We start from the raw sequence: 26,081 nt of genomic DNA on the forward strand, positions 1-26,081 counted from the left end.
TGTACCAAGATCAAGTGAACAGGTTGCCCGTCGCGATTTTGGGGCGTCCCAACACACGTGGCTCGCGCACGACCGCGGAGGTGTAGACCTCGGCGGTGCCGGCGGCGATGGTCGCCCAGTTGAAGTCCGTCGCCAGACGCTCCTTGGCAGCGCGTGCACGAGCTGCGGCCGCCGTCGGATCGGACAGCACGTCGCGCACCGCGCGCGCGAGTCCGTCCACGTCCCCAGGTGCGAACGACAGTCCGGTCACGCCGTTCAGCACGACCTCGCCGAGCCCGCCCGCAGTCGAGGCCACCAGAGGCGTGCCGGCCGCCGCGGCCTCCAGCGCCACGATGCCGAACGGCTCGTAGCGGGAGGGGAGCACGACGGCGTCGGCCGCGGTGAGCAACGCCGCCAAGGACCTGTCGGAGAGATGTCCGACGAACTCCACCGCGCGCAGCACGCGGTGCTTGCGAGCCTGCTCCTGCAGCCACTCGGTCTGCGAACCGTCGCCGGCCACGACGACCCTCGTGCCGCGGAACGCCCGCCGGATCCGGGGCAGTGCCGCGATCAGGTCCTGGATGCCCTTCTCCCACTCGATGCGCCCGAAGAACAGCAGCAACGGGTCACCGTGCGGCGAGTACTCGCGCCTGGCCGCGCCGACGTCCTTCGCCCGCACCTTCCAGCCGCCCGGCTCGATGCCGTTGTGCAGCACGGAAACGTCGGCACTGTCCACATCGAACAGATGCGCCACCTCGCGCCGCATCGCCGAGGAGCACGTGATCAGCGAGTCGGCCCGGTTCGCGAGCCACCACTCCACCGAGTGCACCTGCTGGTTCAACGGGTGCGAGAGCCAGCCGGAGTGCCGCCCGGCCTCGGTCGCGTGGATCGTCGCCACCAGCGGCACGCCGAAGGCCTCGGCCAGCGCCACGGCCGGATGCGTGACCAGCCAGTCGTGCGCGTGCACGACATCGGGCCGCCACGAACCGAGAGCGAGCCCGGCGCGCGTCATCGCGTGGCCCATCGCGAGCGTCCACGCCACGAGGTCCTTCTCGAACACGAGGTGCGCGGGGTCCTCGGCGACGCGGATCAGCCGCACGCCCTCGCTCACCACGTCCACGGTCGGGTGCGTGATCGCGTCGGTGCCGGACGGTTGCCGGCACAGCACGACGACGTCGTGCCCCTGCGCGGCCAGCTGTGTCGCGAGCGCGTGGACGTGCCTGCCCAGCCCGCCGACCACCACCGGCGGGTACTCCCACGACAACATCAGCACGCGCATCCCGTTACCCCATTCCTCGCGCGTCCAGCTGCCCGAACGGGCCGTCCGCCGCGCGGAGTTCCGCCGCCCTCGCACGTCCACGACCGCTGCGCGCCAACGCCGCCAGCTCGCTGAAGCGATCGCTGTGAATCTTCGCGCGGTAGCGCGCGTAGTCGGCGGCCGAGTCCTTGGTGACCATGAAGGCCCAGTCGCTCGACAACGCCAGCAACGCCTCGCGCACCGCCTGGTCCAGCACCAGGTCCCGCACCTCGGAGGAGAAGTCCAGGCCCAGCAGCTCTTTCTGCACCGACTCGTTCAGCGACACGATGTCCGAGACCTGCGCGCCGTCCCACACCCGCCAGTCCTTGCCGCTGCCCCACGACGACGCGGGCAGCTCGACGGGCGCACCGACGTGGCCCGCCTCGACGGCGCCGCGCAGGGTCGTCACCCGCACCCCGGCCTCCGGCAACGCCCGCAGCACGGCCTCCAGCCACAACGGACCCTCGTGCCACCAGTGCCCGTACAGCTCGGTGTCGTAGGCCGCCACGACCAGTCCGCCGTCGATCGCCCGCAACCGCCGCACGACGGTCTCGACGAAGTCGTCCACATGGCGCGAAACGGCTTCCCGTGCCAGCAAAGGGTCGTACGGCCGCTTGTCCTCCGGCGCCACGTGCTTGCCGGTCACCCGCGACGGCTTCAGACCCGTCGGGTGGTCGTAGGTGTGAAAATCCCGGTACGCGGCATCGCCCGGATAGCCGACCTTCGGCGACCAGACGCGGTACGAGACTTCGAGATCACGCCCGAACGCCAGCACGTCCGACGACCCGACGGGGTGCGCGGACGACGTGTCGCCGTGCAGCGCGGGCCCGTCCACCATGAACCGCCGCACGCCCGCCGCCGCGTACCCGGCCTCCATGCCGGGCGAGTAACCGCATTCCGGCGCCCAGATCCCCTCCGGTGCCCTGCCGATCCGCAACGCGGTGTCGTCCAGACCGGTGCGCAGCGCGAACGCCCGCACCCGCGGGTCCAGCAACGGCTGGAAGGGATGCGTCGCCGGCCCGCCGAGCAGCTCGATCGTCGAAGAGTCCACAAGGGACCGCAGGATCGGCGAGAACCCGTGCCGCCAATGGCTTTCGAACTGATCCAGCGCCCACGCGGACGCGCGGTGCTCGTACGCGGAGAGCTCGCGCAGCCGCTCGCCCGCGTGGTGCGAACGCAGGTGCCAGTTGCCGAGCCAGTCGTGCGCGGCCCGCAGGCAGTAGGGGTCGTCCAGCTGCGCGGCCAGGATCGGCGTGACGCCGAGCGTCAGCACGTCCTCGCGGCCCTCGTCGGCGAACCGCCGCAGCATGTCCACGACCGGCAGGTACGAGTGCGCCCACGCCTGGTAGAGCCACTCCTCGCCGACCGGCCACGTGCCGTGGTGGGCGAGCCAGGGCAGATGGCTGTGCAGGACCAGGCAGAACGTGCCTTCGGTCGCCTTCGGGCTCACGCGCGCACCGCCACGGCCACCAGATCGAGGCACGTGTCCATGTCGTCGGGCGTGATGTCGAAGTCCTCCACCGTCACCGACTCGACCGCCTCCTTCAGCTCGGCCGGCCACGGCGCACCGGACAGGGCGACTTCGACCTGTGCGTTGATGATCTGTCCATCCAGCACGGAGTCAAGCCTCTGTCCGTGACGCAGTCCCGTCAGTTCGTCAACCCGGAAACCAGCCTCGCGCAGCATCTCGTCCAGTTCGGACGGTGCCAGCTCCCTGGTGTGGAACGGGTTCAGCGGCGTGTCCTGGCCGGGCGAGAACGTGAGCCGGTTCGGCGTCGTCACGATGAGCTTCCCGCCGGGACGCAGCACCCGGCGGCACTCGGCGAGGAAACCCTCCTGGTCCCACAGGTGCTCGATGACCTGCAGGTTCGCCACCACGTCGACGCCGCCGTCGCGCAACGGCAGTGTCGCGAGGTTCCCGCGCAGCACGTTCAGCTCCGGATAGGACCGGGCGACGTGCTGGGACGTCAGCTCGTCGTAGTCGAGCGCGATCACCCGCCGCGCGACCGTGCGGATCAGCTGGGCGCCGTAGCCCTCGCCGCAGCCGGCCTCCAGCACGACCGCGTCCGCGCAGTGTCCGATGAGGTGCAGGTACGCGGCTTCGTGCCGGCGGAACCAGTAGTTCTCCTCGGCGATGCCGGGCACCGTGCGTTCGCCGGTCAGGGGGAGGGTCACGCCCGTCAGGTTACTTGCCAGTAGTGATGATCAGAACGGCGAGACGGTAACGGCCAGCGCACCGGGGCCCACGTTCGCGCCGATCGCCGCACTGACCTGCGTCAGGACGACGTCGCGGGCGTGCGGGATCCGCTGCTGCAGCATCTGCAGCAGCTCGTGGCCCTCCTTCTCGGCCGCGAAGTGCTCGACGGCGAGGTCCACGTCGCGCCCGTACGCGAGCGCCACGGCCTTGTCGACGAGCTTGCCGAGCGCTCTCTCGCGGCCGACGACCTTGTCGAACGGCTCCACCTCGCCGTCGACGACGGTGAGCAGCGGCTTGACCGAGAGCGCGTCACCGAAGAGCTTCGCGGCGGCGCTGACCCGGCCCGCCTGGCGCAGGTACTGCAGCGTGTCGACGTAGATCAGCACGCTGGCGTTGCGACCGCGTTCCTCCGCGACGCTGCGCGCGTGCTGCACGTTGCCGCCGCTCTGCACGATCCGCGCGGCCGCGAGGGCGGCGAACCCGAGCGTCATGCCCGACGAGTGCGAGTCCACGATGAACACCGGCACCCGCGACTTGGCCGCGGCCGCCTTCGCCGCGTCGGTGGCGGGCGAGAGCTTGTGCGTCACGTGCACCGACACGATCGTCTCCGCGCCCTTGGCCCACGCGTCCTGGTAGGCCCAGAAGAACGCGTCCGGCGCGGGCGGCTGGGTCGTGATCGGGATCTGCGCGTCCATCGCCTGCAGCAGCCGGTCGGTCGGCACGTAGGCCTCGTCGATCAGTTCCGACCCGATCTTCAGCTGCATCGGGACCGTGATGATGTTGAACCGCTCCGCCAGACGGGCCGGAAGTGACGCGGTCGAGTCGGTGACGACGGCTACTCGTGAGGGCACGAACGACAAGGTTAACGAAGCGTGATCGCACTAGCCACCAACGATGGATGTCAATTCGTGTGATCTACGCCTGGGTGGTTGCTTTCCGTGCACAACGAACGCGCGGAGTGAACCCCACGGAAAGGCGTCCTACTTGACACAATCGGGTGACTGCTCGTTGTTTGGAGTTGATCTACACGGGTGTCGTTTGTGCAGGAAGGTCGCGATATTCCACGCGTTACACCTACCCGTTCTGTCCACTGTCGACACTGGTTGGCCGTACCCGCCCTGGGTAAGCTCGCACAATCTTCAGCCTGGTTCAGTGAGTAGGTGACCATGGGTGCAAAAGAGCAGGAACTAGTTCCGCTGCACGCCGCTTTCGACGTTGTCTACCGAGGTTTTCATCGACGCCAGGTCATCGAGCACATCGAGAATCTCGAGGAGCAGCTGCGCTTCACGAGTCTCGACCGCGCCGAGGCGCTGGCGCAGGCCGCCGATTTGCGCAAGCTGCTCGAAATGACCCGCCGGGATCTGGACGAGGCGCGCGCCCGCATCGAACGTCTCGAGTCCACTTCGGGCACGCACGCCGGCGCCACCGAACGAATGCACCGCATGCTCCGCCTCGCCGAGGACGAGGCCGCGGAGATGCACCTGAAGGCCGAACGCGAGTGCAACGACCTCCGTCAGCGCACCGACGTGGAGATCGCCGCGTTGCGCGCGGACGCCGAACGCGAGGCGGCCGCGATGCGGTCGGAGGCCGAGTCCGAGCTCTACGCGAGCCGCCAGGACTGCGCCACCCGCGCCGCCGCGATGGAACGCCGCGAGCTGGAGATGGAACGCCGCTGCGCCGACCTGGAGGCCCAGCACCGCCAGCGCGCCGACGAGGTGGAGCGCGAGTGCGCCGCCGCCGTCGAGCAGGCCCAGAACGACGCCGACCGCCTGCTGCGCGAGACGGCGCTGGCGTGCAACTCCCTCGAGGCCGACTCGGAGCGCAAGCGCCAGAAGGCGCAGCAGTTCTTCGAGCTGACCATGACCCGCCGCCGCAACGAGGCCGCGCAACACCTGCAGGAGCAGGAGGCGCTGGCGCGGGCGCGCGCCGAGTTCGTGGTGAAGGTCGCCTGCCGCGAGGCGAACCGCCGGCTGGCCGAGGTCGCCGACCGGACCGACGAGCTGCACGAGCTCCGCCGGACCGTGCACGCGCAGCTGTCCGCCGCCCGTGCCGCGCTGGCCGTGGCCGCCGACCGCGTCACCCCGGTGCTGATCCCGGAGCAGGTGGCGGCGTCGTGAAGCGCTGGATGCCGTTGGTCGCCGGGGCGCTGATGGTGCCCGCGTCGGTGACGGCATTCGGTTTCTCGGTCTACGGCGAGGAGCTGGAGTCGGCGCTGTCGTCGTCACCCGCCGAGCCCGTCGCGCGGTTCGGACCGGTGCCGGTGAACGACTTCGTGGCACCGCAGCGGATGCAGCCACCCGCACCGCAGCCGGTGCCCGCGCCGGTCGCGCAGCAGCGCGTGCGCGACCTGTTCACCTCGCACGCGGTCAAGGGCATCACGTTCGCACCGGGCACGTCGTCTCTCGTGGGCCGCGGTGAGGCCGTGCGGCGCGGTTTGGCCAGTGCCCTGCGCAACATCAGCGGGGGCACTGTGACCCTGGTGGCCCATGCGTGGAACGGCGAGACTGCGTCGCACCGGTGCGACGTGCTCGCGAGGGAGAGAGCCGGCCTGGTGCGCGACTACCTGGCCGAGCAGGGGGTGGCGAACGTCGTGATCACTCGGGTGATCGTGGACCCCGTCTGGGGCCCGCCCTCGGACGGCGGACCACAGGTCGACGTCCTCGTCGTATAGGTAGGAGCCTGGTCATGGCAGGGGCCGTCGGGATCGTCTTCGGGTTGTGCGTGCTGTCCTTCACGTTAGGGGCAGCCCTGATGTACGTGCTGATGCGGCGCCGCGAGGACGCCCGCGGGCCGTCGGCGTCCGCCGCGGACCGGCCGGTCGAACGGACGTGGGTCGAGAAGCCCGCGCGTGTGGAGCCGGTCGACGACGAGTACGACTCGCGGCCCATCCACCGCAACCCCGTGGTGGGGCTGCCGCAGCTGGAGCCGGCGCTGGCGGCGCTGGCGGAACCCGAAACTGTCGGTGCCGCCGGATACGATCGGGATGGGGACCTCGCGCCCCCCTTGGGGGAAGTTGAAGCCCCCGAATCGAGCGTAGCCGCGAGCACCGACATTTCTGAGAGCGTCGAGGACCTCGTCGAGGAGCAGGAACCCGAGCCGGAGCCGGAAGTGCCCGCGGAGGCGACGCTGCCGCCACCCGCGCCACCGCAACCGGTCGAGCACACCACGTGGGTCGAGCGCGAGGACTTCCGCCAGCGGTACCTGCGGACGTTCGAAGAGGTGCGCCGCAAGGCCGGCAGCAACTGAAGGTCCGAAAGCCTTCGGTTCCTGTCCGAAACTCGCCGGACATCTGTCGGTGCCCGCTGATATCACTCTGATCATGACTTCCAGCACCGATCGCACCCAGCTCTTCCACGCCCTTCACCAGCCCGGTCCGCTCGCCCTGCCGAACGCCTGGGACGTGGCGTCCGCCCTCGTCGTCGAGGCCGCCGGTGCCAAGGCGGTCGCCACCACGAGCGCCGGTGTGGCGTGGAGCCTCGGTGCGGCGGACGGCGACCGGCTCGGCAGGGACCGGGCGGTCGACCTCGTCGCCAGGATCGTGCGGGCGGTCGGGATCCCGGTGAGCGCCGACATCGAGTCCGGCTTCGGCCGCACCGCCGACGAGGTGGCCGAGACGGTCCACGCGATCGCCGAGGCCGGGGCGTCCGGCGTGAACATCGAGGACGGGCTCGGCGGTGGGCTGCGCGACATCGAGGAGCAGAAGGAACGGTACGCGGCGGCTCGTGCGGCCGGGCCGGACCTCTACATCAACGCGCGGATCGACACGTACCTGAGGCAGATCGGCGACCCCGCGGATCGGCTGGAGCGCACGCTGGCACGTGCGGCGAGCTTCCTGGAGGCGGGGGCGAGCGGGATCTTCGTGCCGGGCGTGACCGACCTGGAGACGGTCACCGAGCTGGCCAAGGGGATCGCGGCCCCGTTGAACGTGCTCGTGGGGCCGGGCGCGCCCGCCGTCGGCGAGCTGGCGAAGGCGGGCGTCGCCCGGATGAGCCTCGGGTCGGCGGTCGCCGAGGCCGCCTACGCGGTCGCGCGCAGGGCGGCGGAGGAACTGCTGACCCGAGGCACCTACCGCAGTGTCGAAGGCGGCATCGAGTACGGAGAGCTCAACGCGCTTTTGGGCTGATCAGTGCTTCTTGCCGCGGAACTTGCGCAGCAGCTGCTCCGCCTGGGCGCGCTTGTGCGGGTCCTGAGCCATCTGCCGGGCCTTGGCCTGCAGCCGTTGGCCCTGCGGGCTGCGCAGGAACCTGGTGATCTTGTCCATGAACGAGGGCATCGGTCCTCCCGGTGTCCGTTACGTCCAGTTCAACGGACGGAACGGACCCGGAGTTCCCGAAGCTCAGACCGGTGAAACGGTGATGCCCAGCGCGCCGGGGCCCACGTGGGCCCCGATCGCCGAGCTGACCTGGGTCAGCATGAACTGGCGGACGTTGGGCACGCGGCGCCGGAGGTCGCGCAGCAGCCGGGACGCCTTCTCCTCGGCGTCGAAGTGCTCGACGGCCACGTCCACGGTGTCGGTCCCCGCGCGCTTGATCGCGATGTCCAGCATCCGGTTCAGCGCGCGGTCGGCGCCCATCACCCGGTCCAGCGGGGTGATCTGGGAGTCGGCCATGGTCAGCAGCGGCTTCATCGACAGCGCCGAGCCGACCAGCGCCGCCGCGGCACCGATGCGGCCGCCGCGCCGCAGGTACTCGAGGGTGTCGACGTAGATCAGTTCGGTGGATCTGTCGTAACGACGCTGGGCGGTCTCGAGAACTCTCTCGACGCTGCCGCCCGCTTCTGCGATCTTGCCGGCGGCCTGGACGGCGTAGCCGATGCTCATCCCGCAGGTGTGCGTGTCGACGACGTGCACGGGCACGCGGACCTGGGCGGCCGCGGTGCGGGCCGCCTCGACGGTCGCGGACAGCCCGCCGGACACGTGCACGGACACGATCGAGCGGACGCCCTGCGCCGCCAGTTCGTTGTACGTCCAGAAGAACGCGCCGGGATCGGGTGGGATCGTCGCCACCGGCACGTTCGAACGCATGGCCGAGACCAGCTCGGGGACCGGGATGCGGGACTCGTCATCCGTGTGGTCGCCGATCCGGACCTGGATCTGGACGACCTCGATGCCGAGTTGATCAGTCAGCTGCGCCGGGAGGCAGGCCGTGGAGTCGGTCACAACTGCTACTCGCCGGTACATGTCGGGGCAGCGTAGTCCCCCGAATGGGTTAAGTCTCTCCAGGTGTCTTGAACGGGTGACAACTGTCACGCTTGCGGGGTGCTTGCTGCCGTTTGCAGGGGTGCTACTGGCGGGTAACATCCGAGTGATGGCAGGGTCGTGAACACCCGGCGGCGCAGTCCTACAGTCCTCTGCGCAAGCGTCGCCGCCCGTCCGCAGGAGGTCGAAGAGGACCTATGAACATTGTTGTCCTGGTCAAGCAGGTGCCTGACACCTGGTCCGAGCGCAAGCTCACCGACGCCGACCACACCCTTGACCGCGAGTCCGCGGATGCCGTGCTCGACGAGATCAACGAGCGCGCCGTCGAAGAGGCCCTGCAGCTGCAGGAGGCCCACGGCGGTGAGGTCACCGTGATCGCGATGGGTCCCGACCGCGCCACCGACGCCATCCGCAAGGCGCTGTCGATGGGTGCCGACAAGGCGATCCACGTGAGCGACGAGGCGCTGCACGGCTCGGACGTGCTGGCCACGGCGAAGGTCCTCGCGAAGGCGATCGGCACGGTCGAGAACGTCGACCTGGTCATCGCGGGCAACGAGGCGACGGACGGTCGCGCGGGCGCTGTCCCGGCCATCCTCGCCGAGCTGCTCGGCCTGCCGCAGGTCACCCAGCTGCGCAAGGTCACCGTCGAGGGCACCACGATCAAGGGCGAGCGCGAGACCGACGAGGGCGTCGCGTTCCTCGAGGCGTCGCTCCCGGCCGTGGTCTCCGTGACCGAGAAGATCAACGAGCCGCGTTACCCGTCCTTCAAGGGCATCATGGCCGCGAAGAAGAAGCCGGTCTCCACGGTCACCGTGGCGGACCTGGGCATCGACGCGTCCGAGGTCGGCCTGTCCGGTGCGTGGACGCAGGTGCTGGAGGCGGCCCCGAAGCCGCCGCGCAGCGCCGGTCAGCGCGTCGAGGACGGCGGCGACGGCGGCCAGAAGATCGCCGAGTTCCTCGTCGGCCAGAAGCTCATCTGAGGGAGGGGAAGTCATGTCTGAAGTTCTGGTTCTGGTCGACCACGTCGACGGCGAGGTCAAGAAGGTCAGCTACGAGCTGCTCACCGCCGCCCGTCGCCTGGGCACTCCGGCCGCCGTGGTCGTGGGCGCGCCCGGCACCGCGGCGAAGATCCGCGAGTCGCTCGGCCGCTTCGGCGCCGCGAAGGTCTACGCCGTCGAGTCCGACGACGCGGTGAACTTCCTCGTCACCCCGAAGGTCGACGCCCTCGCGGCGCTCGCCTCCGGTGCGTCCGCGGTGCTCGTCTCCGCGACCGTCGAGGGCAAGGAGGTCGCGGGCCGTCTCGCCGTGCGTCTCGGCGGCGGTCTGCTCGTGGACGTCGTCGACCTCGAAGCGGACGGCACCGGCGTGCAGTCGATCTTCGGTGGCGCGTTCGTCGTCAAGTCCAAGGTCGGCACCGGCACCCCGGTCATCACCGTCCGCCCCGGCGGAGTCGAGGCCGAGGAGTCGGCCGCGGACGCCGTGCTGGACGAGTCGGTGACCATCTCCGTGGACGCCGCCAAGGCCGCCCGCGTGACCTCCCGCGAGGCCGTCGTCGGTGGCGACCGCCCGGAGCTCACCGAGGCCTCGGTCGTCGTCTCCGGTGGCCGCGGCGTCGGCTCGGCGGAGAAGTTCTCCGTCGTCGAGGAGCTCGCGGACTCGCTGGGTGCCGCCGTCGGTGCCTCGCGCGCCGCCGTCGACTCCGGCTACTACCCGCACCAGTTCCAGGTCGGCCAGACCGGCAAGACGGTCTCGCCGCAGCTGTACGTGGCGCTGGGCATCTCCGGTGCCATCCAGCACCGCGCGGGCATGCAGACCTCGAAGACGATCGTCGCGGTCAACAAGGACCCCGAGGCCCCGATCTTCGAGATCGCCGACTTCGGCGTGGTGGGCGACCTGTTCAACGTCGCGCCGCAGCTGACCGAAGAGGTCCGCAAGCGCAAGGGCTGAGCACAGCTCGTGCGGATGGGCCGTCCCGTTCACGGGGCGGCCCATCCGCGTTCACGGGACAACCAGCGGTTAACCCGACTGCCACTGAGGCGTCATCGTTCTGACCTGCTGTCATTCGCCGACCCGGCTTCACCCTGGTTCGCATGACGCAGCCGGAACTGCTTGTCAGCACCCCCGTCCAGCAGGACGAGGACGCCCCCCGCTACTCCCTCCTCGTCGCCCGTGACGGCGAAGAAGTCGTCGCCGCGCAGAGACTGCGCTACGACGTGTTCGCCGGTGAGATGGGGGCGACGCTGCACACCGGCGTGCCCGGCCTCGACGTCGACGAGTTCGACGAGCACTGCGACCACCTGGTGGTCCGCGACGACCGCACCGGTGCGATCGTCGGCGGTTACCGCATGCTGCCGCCGGAGCGCGCGAGGGAGGCCGGCCGGCTCTACAGCGACGGCGAGTTCGACCTCGCGAACCTCGACGACATCCGGCACACCACGGTGGAGACCGGGCGCTCCTGCGTGCACCCCGACCACCGCAACGGTGCCGTCGTCAGCCTCGTGTGGGCGGGCATCGCCCGGTACATGCTGCTGAGCGGCCACAAGTGGCTCGTCGGGTGCGCGTCCATCCCGCTGCACGACGGCGGCGGCCTCGCGGCCGGGGTCTGGGACACCGTGCACGCCAAGCACTACGCGCCCGAGCAGTACCGCGTCACGCCGCACCACCCGTGGGACGTCGACCGGATCGCACGGCCCGCCAGGACGGTGATCCCGCCGCTGCTCAAGGGTTACCTGCGGCTGGGCGCCAAGGTCTGCGGGCGGCCCGCCCTCGACGCGGACTTCGGGGTCGCGGACCTCTTCATCCTGCTCGGCATGGACCACGTGGATCAGCGCTATCTCAAGTTCTTCCTGGGGGAGACGGCATGAGTCACGCCTGGATGCCCACGTCGCCGTGCGGCGACGGGTGCGTCAGCGGTGCGCCGGAACAGGTGAGCGGGTTCCGGCAGACGTGGCGGGCGGTCACGGCGGCCGCCGCGATCCTTTGCGGCGCAGCGATCGCGCTCGCCCTCCTGCTGCCGGGCAGGCAGCGGGAGAGCGTCGTCCGCCTGTGGTTCCACGCGGTGCTGCGGGCCTTCGGCGTGAAGCTGGAGGTCCACGGCGCCAGGAGGTTCCAGGAGATCCCGAAGCGCGGTGTGCTCGTCGCGTGCAACCACGTGTCCTGGCTGGACGAGCTGGCGATCGACTCGGTGCAGCCGATCAGGATCGTCGCCAAGAAGGACATCAAGGGCTGGCCGGTGCTCGGCCGGCTCATCACCGCGGCGGGCACGGTCTACCTCGACCGGGAGAAGCTGCGCGAGCTGCCGCGGACGGTCGCCGAGCTCGCCGCGACCCTGCGCAACGGCAGTGCGGTCGGCATCCACGCCGAGGGCACGACGTGGTGCGGGCTCGCGTCCGGGCGCTACCGGCCCGCGCTGTTCCAGGCCGCGCTCGACGCCGGTGTGCCGGTGCGGCCGATCGTGCTGCGGTACCGGATCGGCGGTCACGTGACCACGCAGCCGGCGTTCGTCGGCAGCGACACGCTGGTCGACTCGATCCGCCGGGTGCTGAAGGTCAAGGGCCTGGTCGTCGAGGTGCACGTGCTCGACGAGATCGCTCCCGGCCGCGCGGCGAACCGGCGCGAGCTGGCGAAACTCGCCGAAGAGCAGTCAAACCGCTTGACCTCGACCGAACTGGAGATAGCACCATCAACGGGTGACTCTCACCGCGTCCGCTCCATCACGCCTCTGGTCGCCTGACCGCCGCTGGCCCACGACGGGCATCCTGCTGCTGGTCACGCTCCTCGCCTTCGAGGCGATGGGCGTCGGCACGGCGATGCCCACGATGGTCCACGAGCTCAAGGGCGAGGCGCTGTACGCGTGGCCGTTCCTCGCGAACCTCGCGGCGAGCGTCATCGCCACGGTCTTCTCCGGACGGCTCTCCGACCGGCGGGGACCGAAGCCGTCGGTGCTGATCGGGGTGACGGTCTTCCTGGCGGGCCTGGTCGTCGCGGGCCTGGCGGAGAGCATGACGGTGCTGCTGGCCGGCCGGGTGCTGCAGGGTTTCGGCGCGGGCCTGCTGATCGTCGCGATCTACGTGCTGATCGCGCTCGCCTATCCCGAGAGCGACCGGCCGGCCGTGTTCGGCGCGCTGTCCGCGGCGTGGGTGGTGCCGTCGCTGGTGGGGCCGGCGGTCGCGGGCTGGGCGACCGAGCACCTGACCTGGCGGCTGGTGTTCCTCGCGATCGTGCCGTTGGTGCTGTTCGGCAGCCTGCTGCTGATCCCGGTGCTCAAGGCCCTGCCGCCGCACGACGCGACCCCGCCGCAGCGCAGGTACCTGCCGGTCGCCGCGGTGGCGGTCGGGGTGGGCGTGGCGAGCCTGAGCTGGTCGCTGCAGCACCGCACGTGGTGGCTGCTCGCGGTGGCGTTGCTGCTGCTGGCGCCCGCGCTGCGGATCCTGCTGCCCAAGGGCACGCTGATCGCCCGGCGCGGCCTGCCGGTCACGATCCTCGCGCGCGGCCTGCTGGCCGGCACGTTCTTCGCCGTCGAGGGCTTCATCCCGCTCACGCTGACCGTCGTGCACGGCTACTCGCCGCTGGAGGCTGGTCTGCCGCTGACGCTGAGCGCGCTCGGCTGGGCCGGTGCGTCGATGTGGGCGTCGCGGCACCCCGAGATCGAGCGCCACACGCTCGTGCGGGTCGGGTTCCTGTTCACCGCGACCGGCATGGCGGCCGTGACGCTCATCGCACCTTCGTGGGGCCCTGCCTGGCTGACGCTGGTCCTGTGGGGCTTCGCCGGCGCGGGCATGGGCCTCGCGACCTCCAGCGTCGGCGTGCTGATGATGGCCGCGTCGCCCGAGCAGGACCGGGGTTTCAACTCGGCGGCACTGCAGATCTCGGACATGCTCTTCTCCGCGACCATGATCGGACTCGGCGGCGTCGTGGTGGTGGCGACCGCGCCGACCGCGGGCGTGGTGGTGCTGAACCTGTCCATGGCGGCGTTGGCCGTGGTGGGAGCGATTCTGACCGGACCACGCATGCGGGCTACCCTTGAGTCCTGATGGCTTATCTCGACCACGCTGCCACGACCCCGATGCACCCCGAGGCGGTCGCGGCCATGACCGAGGCGTTGTCCACCACGGGCAACGCCTCGTCGCTGCACACCTCCGGCAGGCGGGCGCGGCGTGCGATCGAGGAGGCCCGCGAGACCATCGCCGACGCCCTGGGCGCCCGGCCGTCCGAGGTGCTCTTCACCGGCGGCGGCACGGAGAGCGACAACCTCGCGGTCAAGGGCATCTACTGGGCCTCCGGCAAGCGCCGGGTGCTGGCCTCGGCCGTCGAGCACCACGCCGTGCTGGACGCCGTGGAGTGGCTGGAGCAGCAGGGCGCCGAGGTCACGTGGCTGGAGACCGACTCGTGCGGCCGGGTCTCTGCGGAGACCGTCGAAGCCGCTCTGGACGCCTCCGACGACGTCGCGCTCGTCACGACGATGTGGGCCAACAACGAGGTCGGCACCATCAACCCGGTGCACGACATCGCGCGCGTGTGCGCGGAGCGCGGTGTGCCGTTCCACACGGACGCCGTGCAGGCCATGGGCGCGGTGCCGGTCGACTTCGCCGCTTCCGGAGCGTCCGCGCTGACCATGACCGGCCACAAGGTCGGCGGCCCGTACGGCGTCGGTGTGCTGCTGCTGGCGCGTGACGTGAAGTGCACGCCGTTGCTGCACGGCGGCGGCCAGGAGCGGGACGTCCGCTCCGGCACGCTGGACGTGCCGTCGATCGTCGGTCTCGCGCGGGCCGTGCGGATCGCGGTGGACGAGCAGGCTTCCCGTGCTGCTGAACTGGCCGCGCTGCGCGACGAGCTGATCGCGTCGGTTCGCGCGGTGGTGCCGGACGTGATCGTGAACGGCGACCCGGTCGACCGCCTGCCCGGCAACGCGCACCTGACGTTCCCCGGCTGCGAGGGCGACAGCCTGCTGATGCTGCTCGACGCCCGCGGGGTGGAGTGCTCGACGGGCTCCGCGTGCACGGCCGGCGTCGCGCAACCGTCGCACGTGCTGCTGGCGATGGGCGTCGAACCCGCTCTCGCCCGCGGCTCGCTGCGGTTCTCGCTCGGGCACACCTCGACGCGTGCGGACGTTGAGAAGCTCGCGGAGGTCATCGGCCCGGTGGTAGAACGCGCGCGTACGGCAGGTCTGGCAGGCATGAGGCGCAACCGGAAGGTGGTCAAGCAGTGAAGGTCCTCGCGGCGATGAGCGGTGGTGTCGACTCCGCGGTGGCGGCGGCACGAGCCGTCGAAGCGGGACACGACGTCACGGGCGTGCACCTCGCGTTGTCGGCCAAGCCCGGCACCCTGCGCACCGGCGCCCGCGGCTGCTGCACGATCGAGGACGCGCACGACGCGCGCCGCGCCGCCGACCTGATGGGAATCCCGTTCTACGTCTGGGACTTCGCGGAGCGGTTCACCGAGGAGGTCGTCGAGGACTTCGTCGCCGAGTACGCGGCCGGCCGCACGCCCAACCCGTGCCTGCGGTGCAACGAGCGGATCAAGTTCGAGGCGTTGCTGGACAAGGCGATCGCGCTCGGGTTCGACGCGGTGTGCACCGGGCACTACGCGCGACTCGCCGTCGTGGACGGCCGGCCGGAGCTGCGCCGGGCCGCGGATCTGGGCAAGGACCAGTCCTACGTGCTCGCCTCGCTGACCGACGAGCAGCTGGCGCACGCGATGTTCCCGTTGGGGGACACGGTGAAGGACGACGTGCGGGTCGAGGCTGCCTCGCGCGGCCTGTCGGTGGCCAAGAAGCCTGATTCGCACGACATCTGCTTCATCCCGGACGGCGACACCCAGAAGTTCCTGGCCGGTCGCATGGAGACCAAGCCGGGTCTGCTGATCGACGACGAGACCGGTGCGGTGCTCGGGCGGCACGCCGGGGTGCACGAGTTCACGGTGGGGCAGCGCAAGGGGCTCGGGATCTCCGGGCCGGCTCCTGATGGGCGGCCTCGGTACGTGCTGTCGTTGGAGCCTGTTTCTGGCAACGTTCGGGTGGGTGCGGCTGAGAAGCTGGCGGTCACCGGGATTTCTGCTTCCTCGGCTGTTGTGCACGTTGAGTTGGACGGGCCTGTGGAGTGTGTGGCGCAGGTGCGGGCGCATGGGGGGACGGCGCCTGCGGTGGCTGAGCTGGTGGACGGGGTTTTGCGGGTTCAGCTGCGGGAGCCGTTGAAGGGTGTGGCTCCTGGGCAGGCTGTGGCCGTTTATCGGGAGGACGTGGCGGGGGACGTCGTGCTGGCCAGCGCGACGATCGACGCCACTTCGTGAGCTGCCGTTCGCAGGTGGGCGCGTTGGCACCGGGCGGTTGCCTTGCGAGACGCGAGTTTGCGGGTGGTCACCTTGCGTTGGGTGGGTCGCGTTTCAGGGCTTTCGGGGCTCCGCCCCGGACCCGGCCGATCTGATCAAGGACCGGCCGGCGCCGTACGCGGGTTGATGGCACGCCTGTTGCTTACGGCGGCTGCCGGTTGCGTAGTTGGGTTGCGGTGTGCGGGACCACCCCACCGGGTTCGTGTGGAAGGACGGCTCGGCTTCGCCTTCGCGGGTTATCTGGGCTGCCACTCCGAGTTGGCTCCACAGAGGACTGCGCAAGGGAGTTCGCCCGGTACGTCTCCCTTGACGAATGCTGCGAACGCCGCCGCACCGGCTGGTTCCACTGCCAGGCGGAAGTCCGCCCACAGGCGGTCGCGGGCCGCGAGAATGTCCTCATCGGACACCAGCACCGACGAGACGTGGTGCTGCTGCAGGATCTCCAGCGGCAGCTCCCCCGCGCGGGTGGCGCCCAGTGCGTCGGCGGCGACGGAGTTGACCTCCGAGTCGACTGGTGAGCCCGCCTTCAGGGCGTTGTGCATGGCGCAGCAGTGTTCGGGTTCCACGGCGATGATGTGACGGCCGCCGGAGGCCAGTGCCGCGCCCGCGATCAGGCCGCCGCCGCCCACCGCGATGGCGATCGTGTCGACCTCGGGCACGTCCTCGACGATTTCCCGGGTGACGGTCGACTGGCCCTCGATCACCTTCGGGTCGTTGTACGCCTCGACGTAAGGAAGACCGAGGTCGCGGGCGGCCAGTGCGGCTTCGGCGTAGGTGTTGCCGTGGCGGATCAGTTTGGCGCCCAGGGCTTCGATGCGCTTGGTCTTGGTCTCCGGGGCGGTCAGCGGGACGAAGACCGTGGCGTGGGCGCCCAGCAGCTGGGCGGCTTGGGCCACCGCGATGCCGTGGTTGCCGCCGGACGCGGTGACGACTTCGGAGGCGTCCAGCGACAGGAGTTTGTTGACCGCGCCGCGGATCTTGAAGGATCCGGTCAGCTGGAGGTGCTCCAGTTTGAGGACGAGCGGGCGGCCGTCGACCGTCACGTGCATGGTGGGAGTGCGGCGGACGTACTGCGACAGCGGGTTCATGACACCAGTTTCCACAAGAACTGGAACAGGGTGACGATGCCGAGCAGGAAGCAGACGAGGACGAAGGTGCCGCCGACCATCACGATCAGGCAGGCGCCCCAGGAGGTTTCCTCGTGCTGGGTGGCGTCGAGCTCGCGCTGGAGTTCGATGCGGGCTTCCAGGTAGAGGGAGGTGAGGCGGGTTCTGGCGGTCTCGGTGGGGGCCTCGTCCACGCGGCCCTGCCAGCACAGGGCGACCAGGCGGGTCTGGGCTTTGCGGTAGGCGCGTTCGAACGCTTCGGTTTCGGCCGGGTCGCGTTCGTCGGAGAGGTAGGCCCAGCGGCCTGCCTGGGCCGGCTGGCCCAGGGTGCGGTAGACCTCGGCGAGGCGTTCGCGGAGATCGAGCCGGTGCGGGTAGGTGCCGACCAGTCCGGCGATGCGCTGACGTGCGCGCAGCACGCTCGCGAGGTCGCCCCGGCGCAACTCCTCGGCCGCTTTGTGGAGCGTCAGCTCTACCGGCATGAAGATTAGTTTTGCAGGTAGGGCTAGCTTTGACCTGTGTTCGGCCTATCGCTGCTGGTCTCGGGCCTCGCCTGGTGGCTCGGGCTGTACCTGCTCGCCCGCGATCCGCGCAAGCCGCTGTTGTGGTGGGCGGGTGTCGGGCTGCTCGGCTATTCGGCGGCGGTCGTCGTGCCTCATCCCGTGTTGCTCGGCGTACCCGCGCTGGCCTGGACGGGCGTGATCCTGTTGCTCTCGCGGGCCGAGTTGATCAGGTGGTGGTGGGCCGGGTTGCCGGTGTTCTTCGCGGCTTCGTTCTGGGTGCCGTGGCTGGTGCTGCTCCCTTTGGCGGCAGCGGTGGTCGTAGCCATAAGGAAACGCACTTACTTTTCACTCGTCGGAGTGATGTTCGGGCTGTCGGCTGCCGCCTTCCTGCTGCAACTTCTGCCAGACGCGATCACGTTGCCGTCGATCGGCTTCGACCTCGTGGTGTTCGGGGTGCTGGTGGCGGTGACCGATGCCGTCGAGGAGGGGGAGGCGATCCGGGCGGACATGCTGCGGTCGTTCGTGATCGCGGGCTTCACGGCGGTGTTGTTCGGGTCGCAGGTGCTCGTGTTCGGCGGTCCGGAGCTGCTCGCTCACACGACGGTCGCGGCGGCCATCGCGGTGCAGGTGCTGGCGAACCCGCTGGCGGCCGCGGTGGACCGGCTCGCGGTGCCCGCGGTGGCGGCGCAGCGGGCCCAGTTGCGGGAGGCGGCGGAGGCGTTGCCGAAGCGGGGGCCGCTGGTCACCGAGGACGAGGCCGAGTTCGCGCGGCTGACGCGCAAGGCGTTGAGCCACTACGGCGATCTGGGCAAGCTGGTCGCGAGTCCGTTGATCGCGTTGACCGAGGAGGCTCCGCCGCTCGATCGGGCCGCGCAGCTGAAAAGCATGTTGCTGACGAGCATTCAACGCCTGAAGCCCGCGGACGGCGATTTCGGCACGAGCGATGAATGGCGTTACTACAACGCCCTGTACTTCTACTACGTCAAGGGAATCCGGCCGTATTCGGTGCGGACCAAGCGCGAGGACCTCGACGCGGAGGATCGGCGCGCACTGCAGTGGTTCGTGTCACAGGTGCCGGAGCGGACCCTCCACAACTGGCAGAACGCCGCCGCGCGCCTGGTCGCGGCGGACCTGATGGCAGGAGTTGGCAGCGCTTGACGTGGTTCTGGCAGCGCCGGAGCGGCGATGGTCGGGCCATGTTGAAATTCGCCTTGAAACTCGACGGTGTCGCTTCGTTCCTGCTCGGTCTGCTGACCGTGCTGATCCGCCCGGAGGTCGGCGTGCCGGCGGGCTGGCAGATCGGGCTCGGCCTTTTCTGCGTGGTTTACGGCGTGCTCGTCTTCGCGTTGGGCACCCGAGCCGCACCGGACCGCCGAATCGTGCTGCTGGTCGTCATCGGCAATCTCGTGTGGGCCCTGGACAGCATTCTCACGGCCGAGCTGAAGTGGTTCCCGCTCACCGGCCTGGGGGTCGCGCTGGTGCTCGCGCAGGGGCTGGCCGTGCTCGGCTTCGCGGTCCTGCAGTTCCTCGGCCTCAGGAGCGCAACGTCCGCGACCGGCCGCGGAACTCGGCCACGGTCTCCGTCCCCCGCCTGACCGTGATGTCGTAGATCCCGCTGCGGCCGAACCGGGTCCGTTCCACCGCCTCCGCCACCAGCTCGTCGCCCTCGTGCACGGGCCGGATGAAGTCGATCTCGGCCGTGGCGGCGACGGTGACGGACCCGGCCCTGTTGCAGGCGCAGGCGAACGCCGTGTCGGCCAGGAGGAAGACGTACCCGCCGTGCGCGATGCCGTGGCCGTTGATCATGTTTTCGGTCACCGTCATGCGCAGCAACGCGTAGCCGTCGCGCAGTTCGACCGGCTCGATGCCGAGCGCGGTGGAGGCCTTGTCGGCGGCCAGCATCTCGGCGGGACCATCATTCATTCGTGGCAGCGTAATCACTCTGGCGGTGGTGTCACGCGATGTCAGGGCCGCCCTACTGTCCGAGTGCTTGATCGCTCAACGTCGGAGGTGGTCACCATGGGTGGATGTTCTTGCTGCGGCGGTTGCACGGGTCCTGGCTGCGGGTGCTGCAGCAGCTGCTAGAAGGCCTGGACGAGCAGGTGGAGGCCGGTGCGGGGACGGAAGATCCCGCACCGGCCTTCACCTGTGCCGGTCAGGTCAGCCCACGCATTCCGCGTAGGCGTCACCCATCGCGGCCTCCTGTCCGGGTTCGCACGGCGAATCCGGCGTGAGGAACGTGTCCGCGTTCTGCTGAAGACCCGCGTGCAACGCGTTGGTCACGCGGGTCGGCTCGCCGCTCGCCAGCGCGTCGTTGATCTGCTGGTTCCGGTCCGCCGTCGTGGTGCAGCTGATGAAGACGCCGGACGTGACCTGCTTCGGCAGCCAGTACGCGTGCAGGTCGAAGCGGCAGGGCTGGATCTTCCACTGTGCTGCGGCCTGCGCGGCCGGAGCCGCGCAGAAGCCCGCGGACAGGACGAGGCAGAGAACTGCGATGGACCTTCGAGCGAATCTGATCACGGGACTCTCCTGTAGTCGGTCAGAACGAAAAGTCCACGTCCGCTCAGGTGGTCGGTGACCTCGGTCGCGCTGTTAGCGGCTCCTTCCGCATTCACCCGGTTCAGCTACCGCGGAGGGGCGCGGGCGGGAACGCGGGGCGCGTCGCGCTCCCACCCACGTGCGGGGAGGTGCTCGTACTCAGAGCACCTGCTCGATCACCGTAAGTGGCCTAGACCACAGCGTCAATGGGTCTAGACCTTTCTTGTCCGCAGGACAGTGGAACAATTCGGCGGGTGCGTGGAGCAACTGGAATCGGATCGCTGCCCGGAACCGACATCGACGAGGCGGCGCGGGTCGTCGTCGGCGAGCTGCCGGAGCTGCCGCACGTGCCGGAGCTGCCAGCGCGGGGCGTCGGCGCGGACATGATCGGCCGCACCGCCGGCCTGCTCGTCGATCTGGCCATCGAGGTCATCACGTCCGGCTATCGGGTGACCCCGCGGCCGGGGCGGGACCACCGCCGTGCGGTCGACCTCCTCAGGGGTGACCTGGACGCGTTCGACGAGGCGCTGGAACGGGCGGGCGCGCAGCCGGAGACGGTCAAGGTGCAGGCCGCCGGGCCGTGGACGTTGATGTCGAACATCGAGCTGATGCGCGGCCATCGGGTGCTCACGGACCACGGCGCGGTGAAGGAGTTCTCCGAGTCGCTGGCCGAGGGGTTGAAGCAGCACGCCGCCGAGGTCGCCAGGCGCACCGGGGCGAAGGTGGTCGTGCAGCTCGACGAACCCGGGCTGCCGGCCGTGCTGCAGGGGCTGCTGCCGACGCCGTCGAAGCTCGGGACCGTGCCCGCCGTGCCCGAACCGGACGCGCGCGCGGTGCTCGCGACGGTGATCGACGCGCTGAAGGACCACGAGGTGCTGGTCCACTGCTGCGCGCCGCAGCCGCCGTTGACGCTGCTCAGGGAGGCGGGTGCGCAAGCGATTGCGTTCGACGTGACCCTGGTCAAGGGTGCGGAGGCCCTCGACGAGATCGGTGAGACCTGGGAGGCGGGCACGACGCTGGCGCTGGGCCTCGTGCCGAGCGTGGATCCCGGCACGCCCGTGACGTTGAAGGACGTCGGGCAGCGGGCGTTCACCCTGGTCGACCGGCTGGGTTTCCCGCGGTCGATCCTCGCCGAGAAGGCGCTGCCCACTCCGACGTGCGGGCTCGCGGGTGCGACGGCCGGTTGGGTCAAGCGCGCGCTGTCGTTGACCCGTGACCTCTCCTCGGCCTTCGTGGAGCCACCTGAGGGCTGGTGATGCCCGGTTTGGGCGGCTAGTCTGCTGCGAACTATTAGGAAACTTTCTTAACCGTAGGCCGACCGCCGAGGCCTGGACCGGGAGTTCCTCTCATGCGCATCAGACGTGCGGCCCTCGTCGCCGCAGTGCTGTCCGGTGTGGTCGTGGCGCCTGCCCAGGCCGCCCCGGCCGGACACATCAGGCTGGACCAGATCGGTTTCGGCACCGCCGAGGCGAAGCAGGCGTACGTGCTCGGCGGCGCCGCGAACACCAGGTTCACCGTGGTCGACAACCGCGGCAGGACCGTGCTGACCGGGAGGACCGGTGCCTCGACGGGGTCGTGGAGCACGAAGTTCCCCGCCGTGCACCCGATCGACTTCTCGGCGCTGAAGACCGCCGGGACGTACCGGATCAAGGTCGGCTCGGCGACCTCGCCGGCGTTCCGGGTCGACGCGCTGAACAAGCTGTTCCAGCCGGTCGCCGACGACACCGTCGAGTTCTTCCAGGCCCAGCGGGACGGCGCCGCGGTGATCCCGGGGCGGCTCGGCCGCAAGCCCTCGCACCTCACCGACCGCGACGCGATGGTCTACGAGGAACCGGTGTTCAAAGGCGACGGCGGCGACGAGATCGCGGCGCCGCTGAAGGCCACCGGCGTGAAGGTCGACCTCGAAGGCGGCTGGTTCGACGCCGGTGACTTCGTGAAGTTCACCCACGCCTCGTCGTACTCCACCGCGTCGATGCTGCTGGCGTTGCGCAACAAGCACGACGACGCGCTGTACGAAGAGGCGAAGTTCGGGCTCAGGTGGCTCGACAAGGCGTGGGACGAGCGGACGGGCACCCTCTACGCCCAGGTCGGCATCGGCACCGGCTCCGAGGAGTTCGGCTTCGTCGGCGACCACGACGTGTGGCGCCTGCCGGAGGCCGACGACGAGCTCGACGTCAAGCCGGGCGACAGCCAGTACTACATCAAGTACCGGCCCGTGTTCCGGGCGAATTCCGCCGGCGAGAAGATCAGCCCGAACCTGGCCGGCCGCGTCGCCGGCTCGTTCGCGCTGGCCGCGCAGATCGAGGCGCACCGCAACCCGCGCCTCGCGTGCGCGTACCTGGAGAAGGCCGCCAAGCTGTTCTCGCTGGCCAAGACCACGGACGTCGGCGAACTCGTGACGGCGTTCCCGCACGCCTACTACCCCGAGTCGTCGTGGACCGACGACCTGGAGTTCGGCGCGACCCAGCTCGCACTGGCCGCGAAGGCGTTGAACGACAAGCGCTTCGGCCAGTTCGCGCGTGCCGCCGCCCACTGGGCCAAGGAGTTCCTGGCCACGAACGACCCCGACACGCTGAACGTCTACAACATCTCCGCGCTCGGCCACGCCGATCTCGCGAAGCTGCTGAAGGCGGGCGTGCCCGGTGCCGAGGTGACCGAGGCGCAGCTCGTCGGCGACCTCCAGCGCCAGTTGCAGAAGGGCGTCGATGCGGCTCAGCACTCGCCGTTCCGCACCGCCGCCGACGTCGGGAACTGGGACGTCGGCTCGCGCACGTTCGGCTTCATCACGACCGCCGCGCTCTACCGGAAGCTCACCGGCGACCGGAAGTACGAGACGTTCGGCACGCAGCAGCGCGGTTTCGCCCTCGGCACCAACGCCTGGGGCACCTCGTTGATCGTCGGCGTCGGCTCGACGTTCCCGCAGTGCCCGCACCACCAGGTGGCGAACCTGTCCGGCTCGCCGAACGGCGGCTCGAAGGTGCTGGTCGGCGCCGTGATCAACGGCCCGAACGACGCCACGCTGTTCTCCGACCTCGGTGAGATGCCGGCGGGGGCCGTGGACTGCACCAAGCCCTACACCAAGGAGTTCGACTCCGCGAAGTCCGTGTTCGCCGACGACCTGAGGTCCTGGCCGAGCTCCGAGCCCGCCATCGACTTCACGGCGACGGGCGTGCTCGGCTTCTCGCTGATCGCGAACGGCTGAGTGGCGGCGGCGCGGGTCTGGGTGTCCAATTCGGACTTGTGCTCAGGCTCGCGCTGGTGTTCGTGCTGGTGATGGCCGGTACGGCTGAGGCCCTGCCGCGCGATGTCTCCTGCCGGGTGCCCGGCGTGCACGACCCGGACGTGATCCGGGTCGTGCACGCCGCCGGGCTGTCGTTGGGCGTGAGCGACAAGGTGATGCTCGCCGGGTTCGAGGCCGGGTGGGTCGAGTCGCACATGAACAACCTCGCCTGCGGTGACGCGGACTCGCTCGGCGTCTTCCAGCAGCGGCCGTCGATGGGCTGGGGCGCACCCGAGCAGATCATGGACGTGTCGTACGCGGCTCGGCGGTTCTTCTCCCACGCGGTCAAGGTCGACCGGCCGGACCTCACGCCGGGGCTGCTCGCCGACGCGGTGCAGCGGTCGTGCTGCCCCGAGCGCTACGACCGGGCCGTGGACCGGGCCTCGTCCATGCTCCGCCAGGCCTGGCAGGGCGGTCCGGAGGTCGTGGGCGGTGCCGTCCACGTGGTGGAGGACGGCGACGTACGGGTCGATGGCTCGCGGTTGAGCACCTCGCGCGACTTCGTCGGACGTCCATCGGTGGCAGGCCGGTTCGTGTACGCGAGGACCGTGCGCGGTGAGGTCATGGTGCTCGATGACGGGGTGTGGCGACCCGTTCTCTCCGGTGTCGCAGGTGATCCCGAGGCCGTCTTGCGTCCTGATGGGACGGTCGCGCTGTACGCCGTGCTGGCCGACGGCAGCGTCACCGGACTGGGTTCCCCTGGGTTCGCCGCCGGCAAGCCCTCGGCCGTGGTGCGTCCGGACGGATCGGTCGCCGTCTACGTCCGCTCGGGCACCGCGCTCGTGGTCCACGAAGCCGGTGCCTGGCGCCAGGTCGCGTCAGGTCTCGACTCCTCACCGGAGGCGGTTCTCCGTGCTGACGGGACGATCGGCCTGTACACGTTGGTCGGCGGCCGCCCGCACCGCCTCGGCAACGGCTGGGAACCGTTGGGCGACAGCCGTTTCGTCGACACCGTGTCCGCTCAGCCCGACGGCACGGTGTACGCGCGGAAGGCCGACGGCACGGTGGTCAGAGCCGGTTGAACGGCTCCGAGTAGCGGAACGGTCCCGGCGGCACGTCGGCGAACAGGCGGGCCTGGAAGTGCGGCGCCCACTCGGGAACCGGCGGCGTGATCCCGAACTCCTCCGCCAGCCGGAAGCCGAACCGCGAGTAGTAGACGGGGCTGCCGAGCAGGATCACCGCGAGCTCTCCACGAGCCTCCGCGGCTCCGAGCATGGTGTGCACCAACGCCTTGCCGATACCGGCCTGCTGGTGGTCCGGGTGCACGCTGATCGGGCCCAGCCCGAGCGTCGGCACGTCGCCCACGTATCCGCGCGTGCACACGACGTGCCCGAGAACGCGGTTCGGGACGTCATGGGCAACGCCGCCGTCCGCCACCATTGACAGCTCCGGGATCCAGCCCTCGTCCTCCCGCAGCCAGTCGATCAGCGCGGCCTCCGGGCCGTTCTTGAACGCGAGGTTCGTGACGTCGCGGATGGCGTCGATGTCTGCGGGCGTCTCCCGCCGGATCAGCATGACCCCGCACTGTGGCCCAATCGCTTCAGCAAGCGCCACCGAGTTTTCGCCGCCATAATCCGCGGCGTGGTCGTGAGACAGACCGTGATGGTGTGCGTACTCGCCGTGCTGGCCTACGGGGTCCTGTGGTGGTTGTTCAGCGACAAGGAGGAACCCGAGCCGAAAGCACCGGAAGCCCTGTTCCTCACCGACTACTCGAAGGCGGAGAAGGGCAGCTGCGTGAGGTTCACCGGGCCCGGCGAGGACGACCTGGGTCTCACGGTCGTGGACTGCGGGGGTGAACGGGCGGCGCTGAAGATCGGCGCGGTCCTCGCCAGCACGTCCGGCGAGTGCCCGCGCGGTGACTACAAGGTGTTGCGCGACACCAGGCACAACGCGGCGCTGTGCCTGCTGCCCAACGCCCGGCGGGGTGACTGCTTCGAGCTCGACACCGAGAACCTGCAGCGGTCCGTGGTGTCCAAGTTCGACTGTGCGGCCCCGCGGGTGAACGTGCAGGTCGTCGGCATCGCGAAAGAAAGTTGTCCCGAAGAGGCCGAACTCGGTGTTCCCTATGAGGAGATGACGCTCTGCCTGAGGAGGGTGCGTTGATCTTCTTCGAAGATCCCGCCGAGTTCGACGCCTGGCTGCACGAGAACGGCTCCACCGAGACCGAGCTGTGGATCAAGTACGCCAAGAAGGGCTCTGGACTCAAGACGATCACCTACGACGAGGCGCTCGACATCGCGTTGTGCCACGGGTGGATCGACGGGCTCGTGCGGTCCATCGACGAGACCTACTACTCGCAGCGGTGGACGCCGCGCAAGCCGCGCAGCAGGTGGTCCAAGCGCAACTGCGCCAAGGTCGAGGAGCTGATCGCGGCGGGGAAAATGCTGCCGGCGGGGCTCGCCGAGATCGAGAGGGCGAAGGCGGACGGGCGCTGGGAGGCGGCGTACGCGGGTCCCGCCACGATCGAGGTGCCCGACGACCTCGTGGCGGCGCTTGCGGCCAACCCCAAGGCCAAGACCGCGTTCGAAGGCCTGAACAGCCAGAACCGGTACGCGATCCTGTTGCGCATCCACGACGCGAAACGCGCGGAGACACGGCGGAAGCGCATCGCCCAGTTCGTCGAAATGCTGGCCGAAGGGCGCAAGCTCTACGCTTGAG

General features: G+C 69.9%; 30 protein-coding genes. 18 read left to right on the forward strand and 12 right to left on the reverse strand.

Going from position 1 to position 26,081, the window contains the following annotated elements; all coding sequences use genetic code 11:
- Nucleotides 1-10: 10 nt before the first annotated feature.
- The 5 genes from ACWEIJ_RS11345 to ACWEIJ_RS11365 form a co-directional block, all read right to left on the reverse strand.
- Complete coding sequence (locus tag ACWEIJ_RS11345) at nt 11-1,258, reverse strand: glycosyltransferase family 4 protein (protein WP_449837048.1); 1,248 nt, start codon at nt 1,256-1,258, stop codon at nt 11-13.
- A gap of 4 nt (nt 1,259-1,262) precedes the next feature.
- The gene (locus ACWEIJ_RS11350; protein ID WP_449837049.1) at nt 1,263-2,726 is read right to left on the reverse strand and encodes a 1,4-alpha-glucan branching protein domain-containing protein; all 1,464 of its coding nucleotides are present in this window, start codon (nt 2,724-2,726) and stop codon (nt 1,263-1,265) included.
- Nucleotides 2,723-3,460 (reverse strand): class I SAM-dependent methyltransferase, encoded by a 738-nt coding sequence (locus ACWEIJ_RS11355; RefSeq protein WP_449837335.1) that lies wholly within the window; start codon nt 3,458-3,460, stop codon nt 2,723-2,725. Before ACWEIJ_RS11355 ends, ACWEIJ_RS11350 begins: the two co-directional genes overlap by 4 nt.
- 21 nt (nt 3,461-3,481) lie before the next feature.
- Complete coding sequence (locus ACWEIJ_RS11360) at nt 3,482-4,324, reverse strand: DegV family protein (protein ID WP_449837050.1); 843 nt, start codon at nt 4,322-4,324, stop codon at nt 3,482-3,484.
- Between the two features lie 336 nt (nt 4,325-4,660).
- Nucleotides 4,661-4,912 (reverse strand): hypothetical protein, encoded by a 252-nt coding sequence (locus ACWEIJ_RS11365; protein WP_449837051.1) that lies wholly within the window; start codon nt 4,910-4,912, stop codon nt 4,661-4,663.
- A 3-nt stretch (nt 4,913-4,915) separates the two neighbouring features.
- Here ACWEIJ_RS11365 and ACWEIJ_RS11370 point away from each other — a divergent pair, with 3 nt between their 5' ends.
- The 4 genes from ACWEIJ_RS11370 (at nt 4,916) to ACWEIJ_RS11385 (ending at nt 7,596) form a co-directional block, all read left to right on the forward strand.
- Nucleotides 4,916-5,590, forward strand: coding sequence for a hypothetical protein (locus ACWEIJ_RS11370; protein WP_449837052.1), 675 nt, complete (start codon nt 4,916-4,918; stop codon nt 5,588-5,590).
- Nucleotides 5,587-6,144, forward strand: coding sequence for a hypothetical protein (locus ACWEIJ_RS11375; RefSeq protein WP_449837053.1), 558 nt, complete (start codon nt 5,587-5,589; stop codon nt 6,142-6,144). Before ACWEIJ_RS11370 ends, ACWEIJ_RS11375 begins: the two co-directional genes overlap by 4 nt.
- Nucleotides 6,145-6,158: 14 nt before the next feature.
- On the forward strand, nt 6,159-6,719 hold the full coding sequence (locus ACWEIJ_RS11380) for a hypothetical protein (RefSeq protein ID WP_449837054.1): 561 nt from the start codon (nt 6,159-6,161) through the stop codon (nt 6,717-6,719).
- Between the two features lie 73 nt (nt 6,720-6,792).
- Nucleotides 6,793-7,596 carry an isocitrate lyase/PEP mutase family protein gene (locus tag ACWEIJ_RS11385; RefSeq protein ID WP_449837055.1) on the forward strand — a complete coding sequence of 268 codons (804 nt, stop codon included), beginning with the start codon at nt 6,793-6,795 and terminating at the stop codon, nt 7,594-7,596.
- On the opposite strand, the gene ACWEIJ_RS11390 is transcribed toward ACWEIJ_RS11385, so the two are convergent.
- Together ACWEIJ_RS11390 and ACWEIJ_RS11395 are read right to left on the reverse strand one after the other, a co-directional pair.
- Complete coding sequence (locus ACWEIJ_RS11390; RefSeq protein WP_449837056.1) at nt 7,597-7,746, reverse strand: hypothetical protein; 150 nt, start codon at nt 7,744-7,746, stop codon at nt 7,597-7,599.
- A gap of 63 nt (nt 7,747-7,809) precedes the next feature.
- Nucleotides 7,810-8,652, reverse strand: a complete 843-nt coding sequence (locus ACWEIJ_RS11395) for a DegV family protein (RefSeq protein ID WP_449837057.1) — start codon at nt 8,650-8,652, stop codon at nt 7,810-7,812.
- 215 nt (nt 8,653-8,867) lie between these two features.
- Between ACWEIJ_RS11395 and ACWEIJ_RS11400 the strand changes: the two genes are divergently transcribed.
- The 7 genes from ACWEIJ_RS11400 to mnmA all read left to right on the forward strand — a co-directional run bounded on the left by ACWEIJ_RS11400 (nt 8,868) and on the right by mnmA (nt 15,957).
- Entirely contained in the window at nt 8,868-9,650 is a 783-nt protein-coding gene (locus tag ACWEIJ_RS11400; RefSeq protein WP_449837058.1) for an electron transfer flavoprotein subunit beta/FixA family protein, read from the forward strand.
- 13 nt (nt 9,651-9,663) lie between these two features.
- On the forward strand, nt 9,664-10,617 hold the full coding sequence (locus tag ACWEIJ_RS11405) for an electron transfer flavoprotein subunit alpha/FixB family protein (protein WP_449837059.1): 954 nt from the start codon (nt 9,664-9,666) through the stop codon (nt 10,615-10,617).
- Nucleotides 10,618-10,760: 143 nt separating this feature from the next.
- Nucleotides 10,761-11,534, forward strand: a complete 774-nt coding sequence (locus ACWEIJ_RS11410; RefSeq protein ID WP_449837060.1) for a GNAT family N-acetyltransferase — start codon at nt 10,761-10,763, stop codon at nt 11,532-11,534.
- Complete coding sequence (locus tag ACWEIJ_RS11415) at nt 11,531-12,403, forward strand: lysophospholipid acyltransferase family protein (protein WP_449837061.1); 873 nt, start codon at nt 11,531-11,533, stop codon at nt 12,401-12,403. The genes ACWEIJ_RS11410 and ACWEIJ_RS11415 overlap by 4 nt, the downstream gene beginning before the upstream one ends.
- The gene (locus ACWEIJ_RS11420; protein ID WP_449837062.1) at nt 12,360-13,703 is read left to right on the forward strand and encodes an MFS transporter; all 1,344 of its coding nucleotides are present in this window, start codon (nt 12,360-12,362) and stop codon (nt 13,701-13,703) included. The genes ACWEIJ_RS11415 and ACWEIJ_RS11420 overlap by 44 nt, the downstream gene beginning before the upstream one ends.
- Entirely contained in the window at nt 13,703-14,878 is a 1,176-nt protein-coding gene (locus ACWEIJ_RS11425) for a cysteine desulfurase family protein (protein WP_449837063.1), read from the forward strand. Before ACWEIJ_RS11420 ends, ACWEIJ_RS11425 begins: the two co-directional genes overlap by 1 nt.
- Complete coding sequence (gene mnmA / locus ACWEIJ_RS11430) at nt 14,875-15,957, forward strand: tRNA 2-thiouridine(34) synthase MnmA (RefSeq protein ID WP_449837064.1); 1,083 nt, start codon at nt 14,875-14,877, stop codon at nt 15,955-15,957. The genes ACWEIJ_RS11425 and mnmA overlap by 4 nt, the downstream gene beginning before the upstream one ends.
- 275 nt (nt 15,958-16,232) lie before the next feature.
- On the opposite strand, the gene ACWEIJ_RS11435 is transcribed toward mnmA, so the two are convergent.
- Complete coding sequence (locus ACWEIJ_RS11435) at nt 16,233-17,084, reverse strand: serine/threonine dehydratase (protein WP_449837065.1); 852 nt, start codon at nt 17,082-17,084, stop codon at nt 16,233-16,235.
- Entirely contained in the window at nt 17,081-17,584 is a 504-nt protein-coding gene (locus tag ACWEIJ_RS11440) for a DUF6584 family protein (protein WP_449837066.1), read from the reverse strand. The genes ACWEIJ_RS11435 and ACWEIJ_RS11440 overlap by 4 nt, the downstream gene beginning before the upstream one ends.
- Nucleotides 17,585-17,620: 36 nt before the next feature.
- Here ACWEIJ_RS11440 and ACWEIJ_RS11445 point away from each other — a divergent pair, with 36 nt between their 5' ends.
- Together ACWEIJ_RS11445 and ACWEIJ_RS11450 are read left to right on the forward strand one after the other, a co-directional pair.
- The gene (locus ACWEIJ_RS11445) at nt 17,621-18,763 is read left to right on the forward strand and encodes a hypothetical protein (protein ID WP_449837067.1); all 1,143 of its coding nucleotides are present in this window, start codon (nt 17,621-17,623) and stop codon (nt 18,761-18,763) included.
- Nucleotides 18,764-18,801: 38 nt separating this feature from the next.
- Nucleotides 18,802-19,200 carry a hypothetical protein gene (locus ACWEIJ_RS11450; protein ID WP_449837068.1) on the forward strand — a complete coding sequence of 133 codons (399 nt, stop codon included), beginning with the start codon at nt 18,802-18,804 and terminating at the stop codon, nt 19,198-19,200.
- On the opposite strand, the gene paaI is transcribed toward ACWEIJ_RS11450, so the two are convergent.
- Complete coding sequence (gene paaI / locus ACWEIJ_RS11455) at nt 19,139-19,528, reverse strand: hydroxyphenylacetyl-CoA thioesterase PaaI (protein WP_449837069.1); 390 nt, start codon at nt 19,526-19,528, stop codon at nt 19,139-19,141. The genes ACWEIJ_RS11450 and paaI overlap by 62 nt on opposite strands.
- Before the next feature lie 237 nt (nt 19,529-19,765).
- Nucleotides 19,766-20,125 carry a hypothetical protein gene (locus ACWEIJ_RS11460; protein WP_449837070.1) on the reverse strand — a complete coding sequence of 120 codons (360 nt, stop codon included), beginning with the start codon at nt 20,123-20,125 and terminating at the stop codon, nt 19,766-19,768.
- A 224-nt stretch (nt 20,126-20,349) separates the two neighbouring features.
- Between ACWEIJ_RS11460 and ACWEIJ_RS11465 the strand changes: the two genes are divergently transcribed.
- The 3 genes from ACWEIJ_RS11465 (at nt 20,350) to ACWEIJ_RS11475 (ending at nt 24,445) form a co-directional block, all read left to right on the forward strand.
- The gene (locus ACWEIJ_RS11465; RefSeq protein WP_449837071.1) at nt 20,350-21,399 is read left to right on the forward strand and encodes a methionine synthase; all 1,050 of its coding nucleotides are present in this window, start codon (nt 20,350-20,352) and stop codon (nt 21,397-21,399) included.
- A 92-nt stretch (nt 21,400-21,491) separates the two neighbouring features.
- A complete protein-coding gene (locus ACWEIJ_RS11470; RefSeq protein ID WP_449837072.1) occupies nt 21,492-23,345 on the forward strand; it encodes a glycoside hydrolase family 9 protein in 1,854 nt (617 codons plus the stop codon).
- A gap of 38 nt (nt 23,346-23,383) precedes the next feature.
- Complete coding sequence (locus ACWEIJ_RS11475) at nt 23,384-24,445, forward strand: hypothetical protein (RefSeq protein WP_449837073.1); 1,062 nt, start codon at nt 23,384-23,386, stop codon at nt 24,443-24,445.
- On the opposite strand, the gene ACWEIJ_RS11480 is transcribed toward ACWEIJ_RS11475, so the two are convergent.
- Entirely contained in the window at nt 24,432-24,938 is a 507-nt protein-coding gene (locus ACWEIJ_RS11480) for a GNAT family N-acetyltransferase (protein ID WP_449837074.1), read from the reverse strand. The genes ACWEIJ_RS11475 and ACWEIJ_RS11480 overlap by 14 nt on opposite strands.
- A 66-nt stretch (nt 24,939-25,004) precedes the next feature.
- On the opposite strand from ACWEIJ_RS11480, the gene ACWEIJ_RS11485 reads away from it, so the two are divergent.
- Nucleotides 25,005-25,526, forward strand: a complete 522-nt coding sequence (locus ACWEIJ_RS11485) for an LppU/SCO3897 family protein (RefSeq protein WP_449837075.1) — start codon at nt 25,005-25,007, stop codon at nt 25,524-25,526.
- Complete coding sequence (locus ACWEIJ_RS11490; protein ID WP_449837076.1) at nt 25,523-26,080, forward strand: YdeI/OmpD-associated family protein; 558 nt, start codon at nt 25,523-25,525, stop codon at nt 26,078-26,080. The genes ACWEIJ_RS11485 and ACWEIJ_RS11490 overlap by 4 nt, the downstream gene beginning before the upstream one ends.
- Nucleotide 26,081: the final 1 nt, after the last annotated feature.

This window comes from Lentzea sp. NPDC004789 (assembly GCF_053601075.1).

Bases quoted from the DNA above. Each gene is read 5' to 3' on its own strand.
- ACWEIJ_RS11345 (WP_449837048.1), bottom strand. From the start codon at position 1,258: ATGCGCGTGCTGATGTTGTCGTGGGAGTACCCGCCGGTGGTGGTCGGC.
- ACWEIJ_RS11370 (WP_449837052.1), top strand. From the start codon at position 4,916: ATGCTCCGCCTCGCCGAGGACGAGGCCGCGGAGATGCACCTGAAGGCC.
- ACWEIJ_RS11380 (WP_449837054.1), top strand. From the start codon at position 6,159: ATGGCAGGGGCCGTCGGGATCGTCTTCGGGTTGTGCGTGCTGTCCTTC.
- ACWEIJ_RS11385 (WP_449837055.1), top strand. From the start codon at position 6,793: ATGACTTCCAGCACCGATCGCACCCAGCTCTTCCACGCCCTTCACCAG.
- ACWEIJ_RS11390 (WP_449837056.1), bottom strand. From the start codon at position 7,746: ATGCCCTCGTTCATGGACAAGATCACCAGGTTCCTGCGCAGCCCGCAG.
- ACWEIJ_RS11395 (WP_449837057.1), bottom strand. From the start codon at position 8,652: ATGTACCGGCGAGTAGCAGTTGTGACCGACTCCACGGCCTGCCTCCCG.
- ACWEIJ_RS11400 (WP_449837058.1), top strand. From the start codon at position 8,868: ATGAACATTGTTGTCCTGGTCAAGCAGGTGCCTGACACCTGGTCCGAG.
- ACWEIJ_RS11405 (WP_449837059.1), top strand. From the start codon at position 9,664: ATGTCTGAAGTTCTGGTTCTGGTCGACCACGTCGACGGCGAGGTCAAG.
- ACWEIJ_RS11410 (WP_449837060.1), top strand. From the start codon at position 10,761: ATGACGCAGCCGGAACTGCTTGTCAGCACCCCCGTCCAGCAGGACGAG.
- ACWEIJ_RS11415 (WP_449837061.1), top strand. From the start codon at position 11,531: ATGAGTCACGCCTGGATGCCCACGTCGCCGTGCGGCGACGGGTGCGTC.
- ACWEIJ_RS11425 (WP_449837063.1), top strand. From the start codon at position 13,703: ATGGCTTATCTCGACCACGCTGCCACGACCCCGATGCACCCCGAGGCG.
- ACWEIJ_RS11435 (WP_449837065.1), bottom strand. From the start codon at position 17,084: ATGAACCCGCTGTCGCAGTACGTCCGCCGCACTCCCACCATGCACGTG.
- ACWEIJ_RS11440 (WP_449837066.1), bottom strand. From the start codon at position 17,584: ATGCCGGTAGAGCTGACGCTCCACAAAGCGGCCGAGGAGTTGCGCCGG.
- ACWEIJ_RS11450 (WP_449837068.1), top strand. From the start codon at position 18,802: ATGTTGAAATTCGCCTTGAAACTCGACGGTGTCGCTTCGTTCCTGCTC.
- paaI (WP_449837069.1), bottom strand. From the start codon at position 19,528: ATGAATGATGGTCCCGCCGAGATGCTGGCCGCCGACAAGGCCTCCACC.
- ACWEIJ_RS11465 (WP_449837071.1), top strand. From the start codon at position 20,350: ATGGGTCTAGACCTTTCTTGTCCGCAGGACAGTGGAACAATTCGGCGG.
- ACWEIJ_RS11470 (WP_449837072.1), top strand. From the start codon at position 21,492: ATGCGCATCAGACGTGCGGCCCTCGTCGCCGCAGTGCTGTCCGGTGTG.
- ACWEIJ_RS11480 (WP_449837074.1), bottom strand. From the start codon at position 24,938: ATGCTGATCCGGCGGGAGACGCCCGCAGACATCGACGCCATCCGCGAC.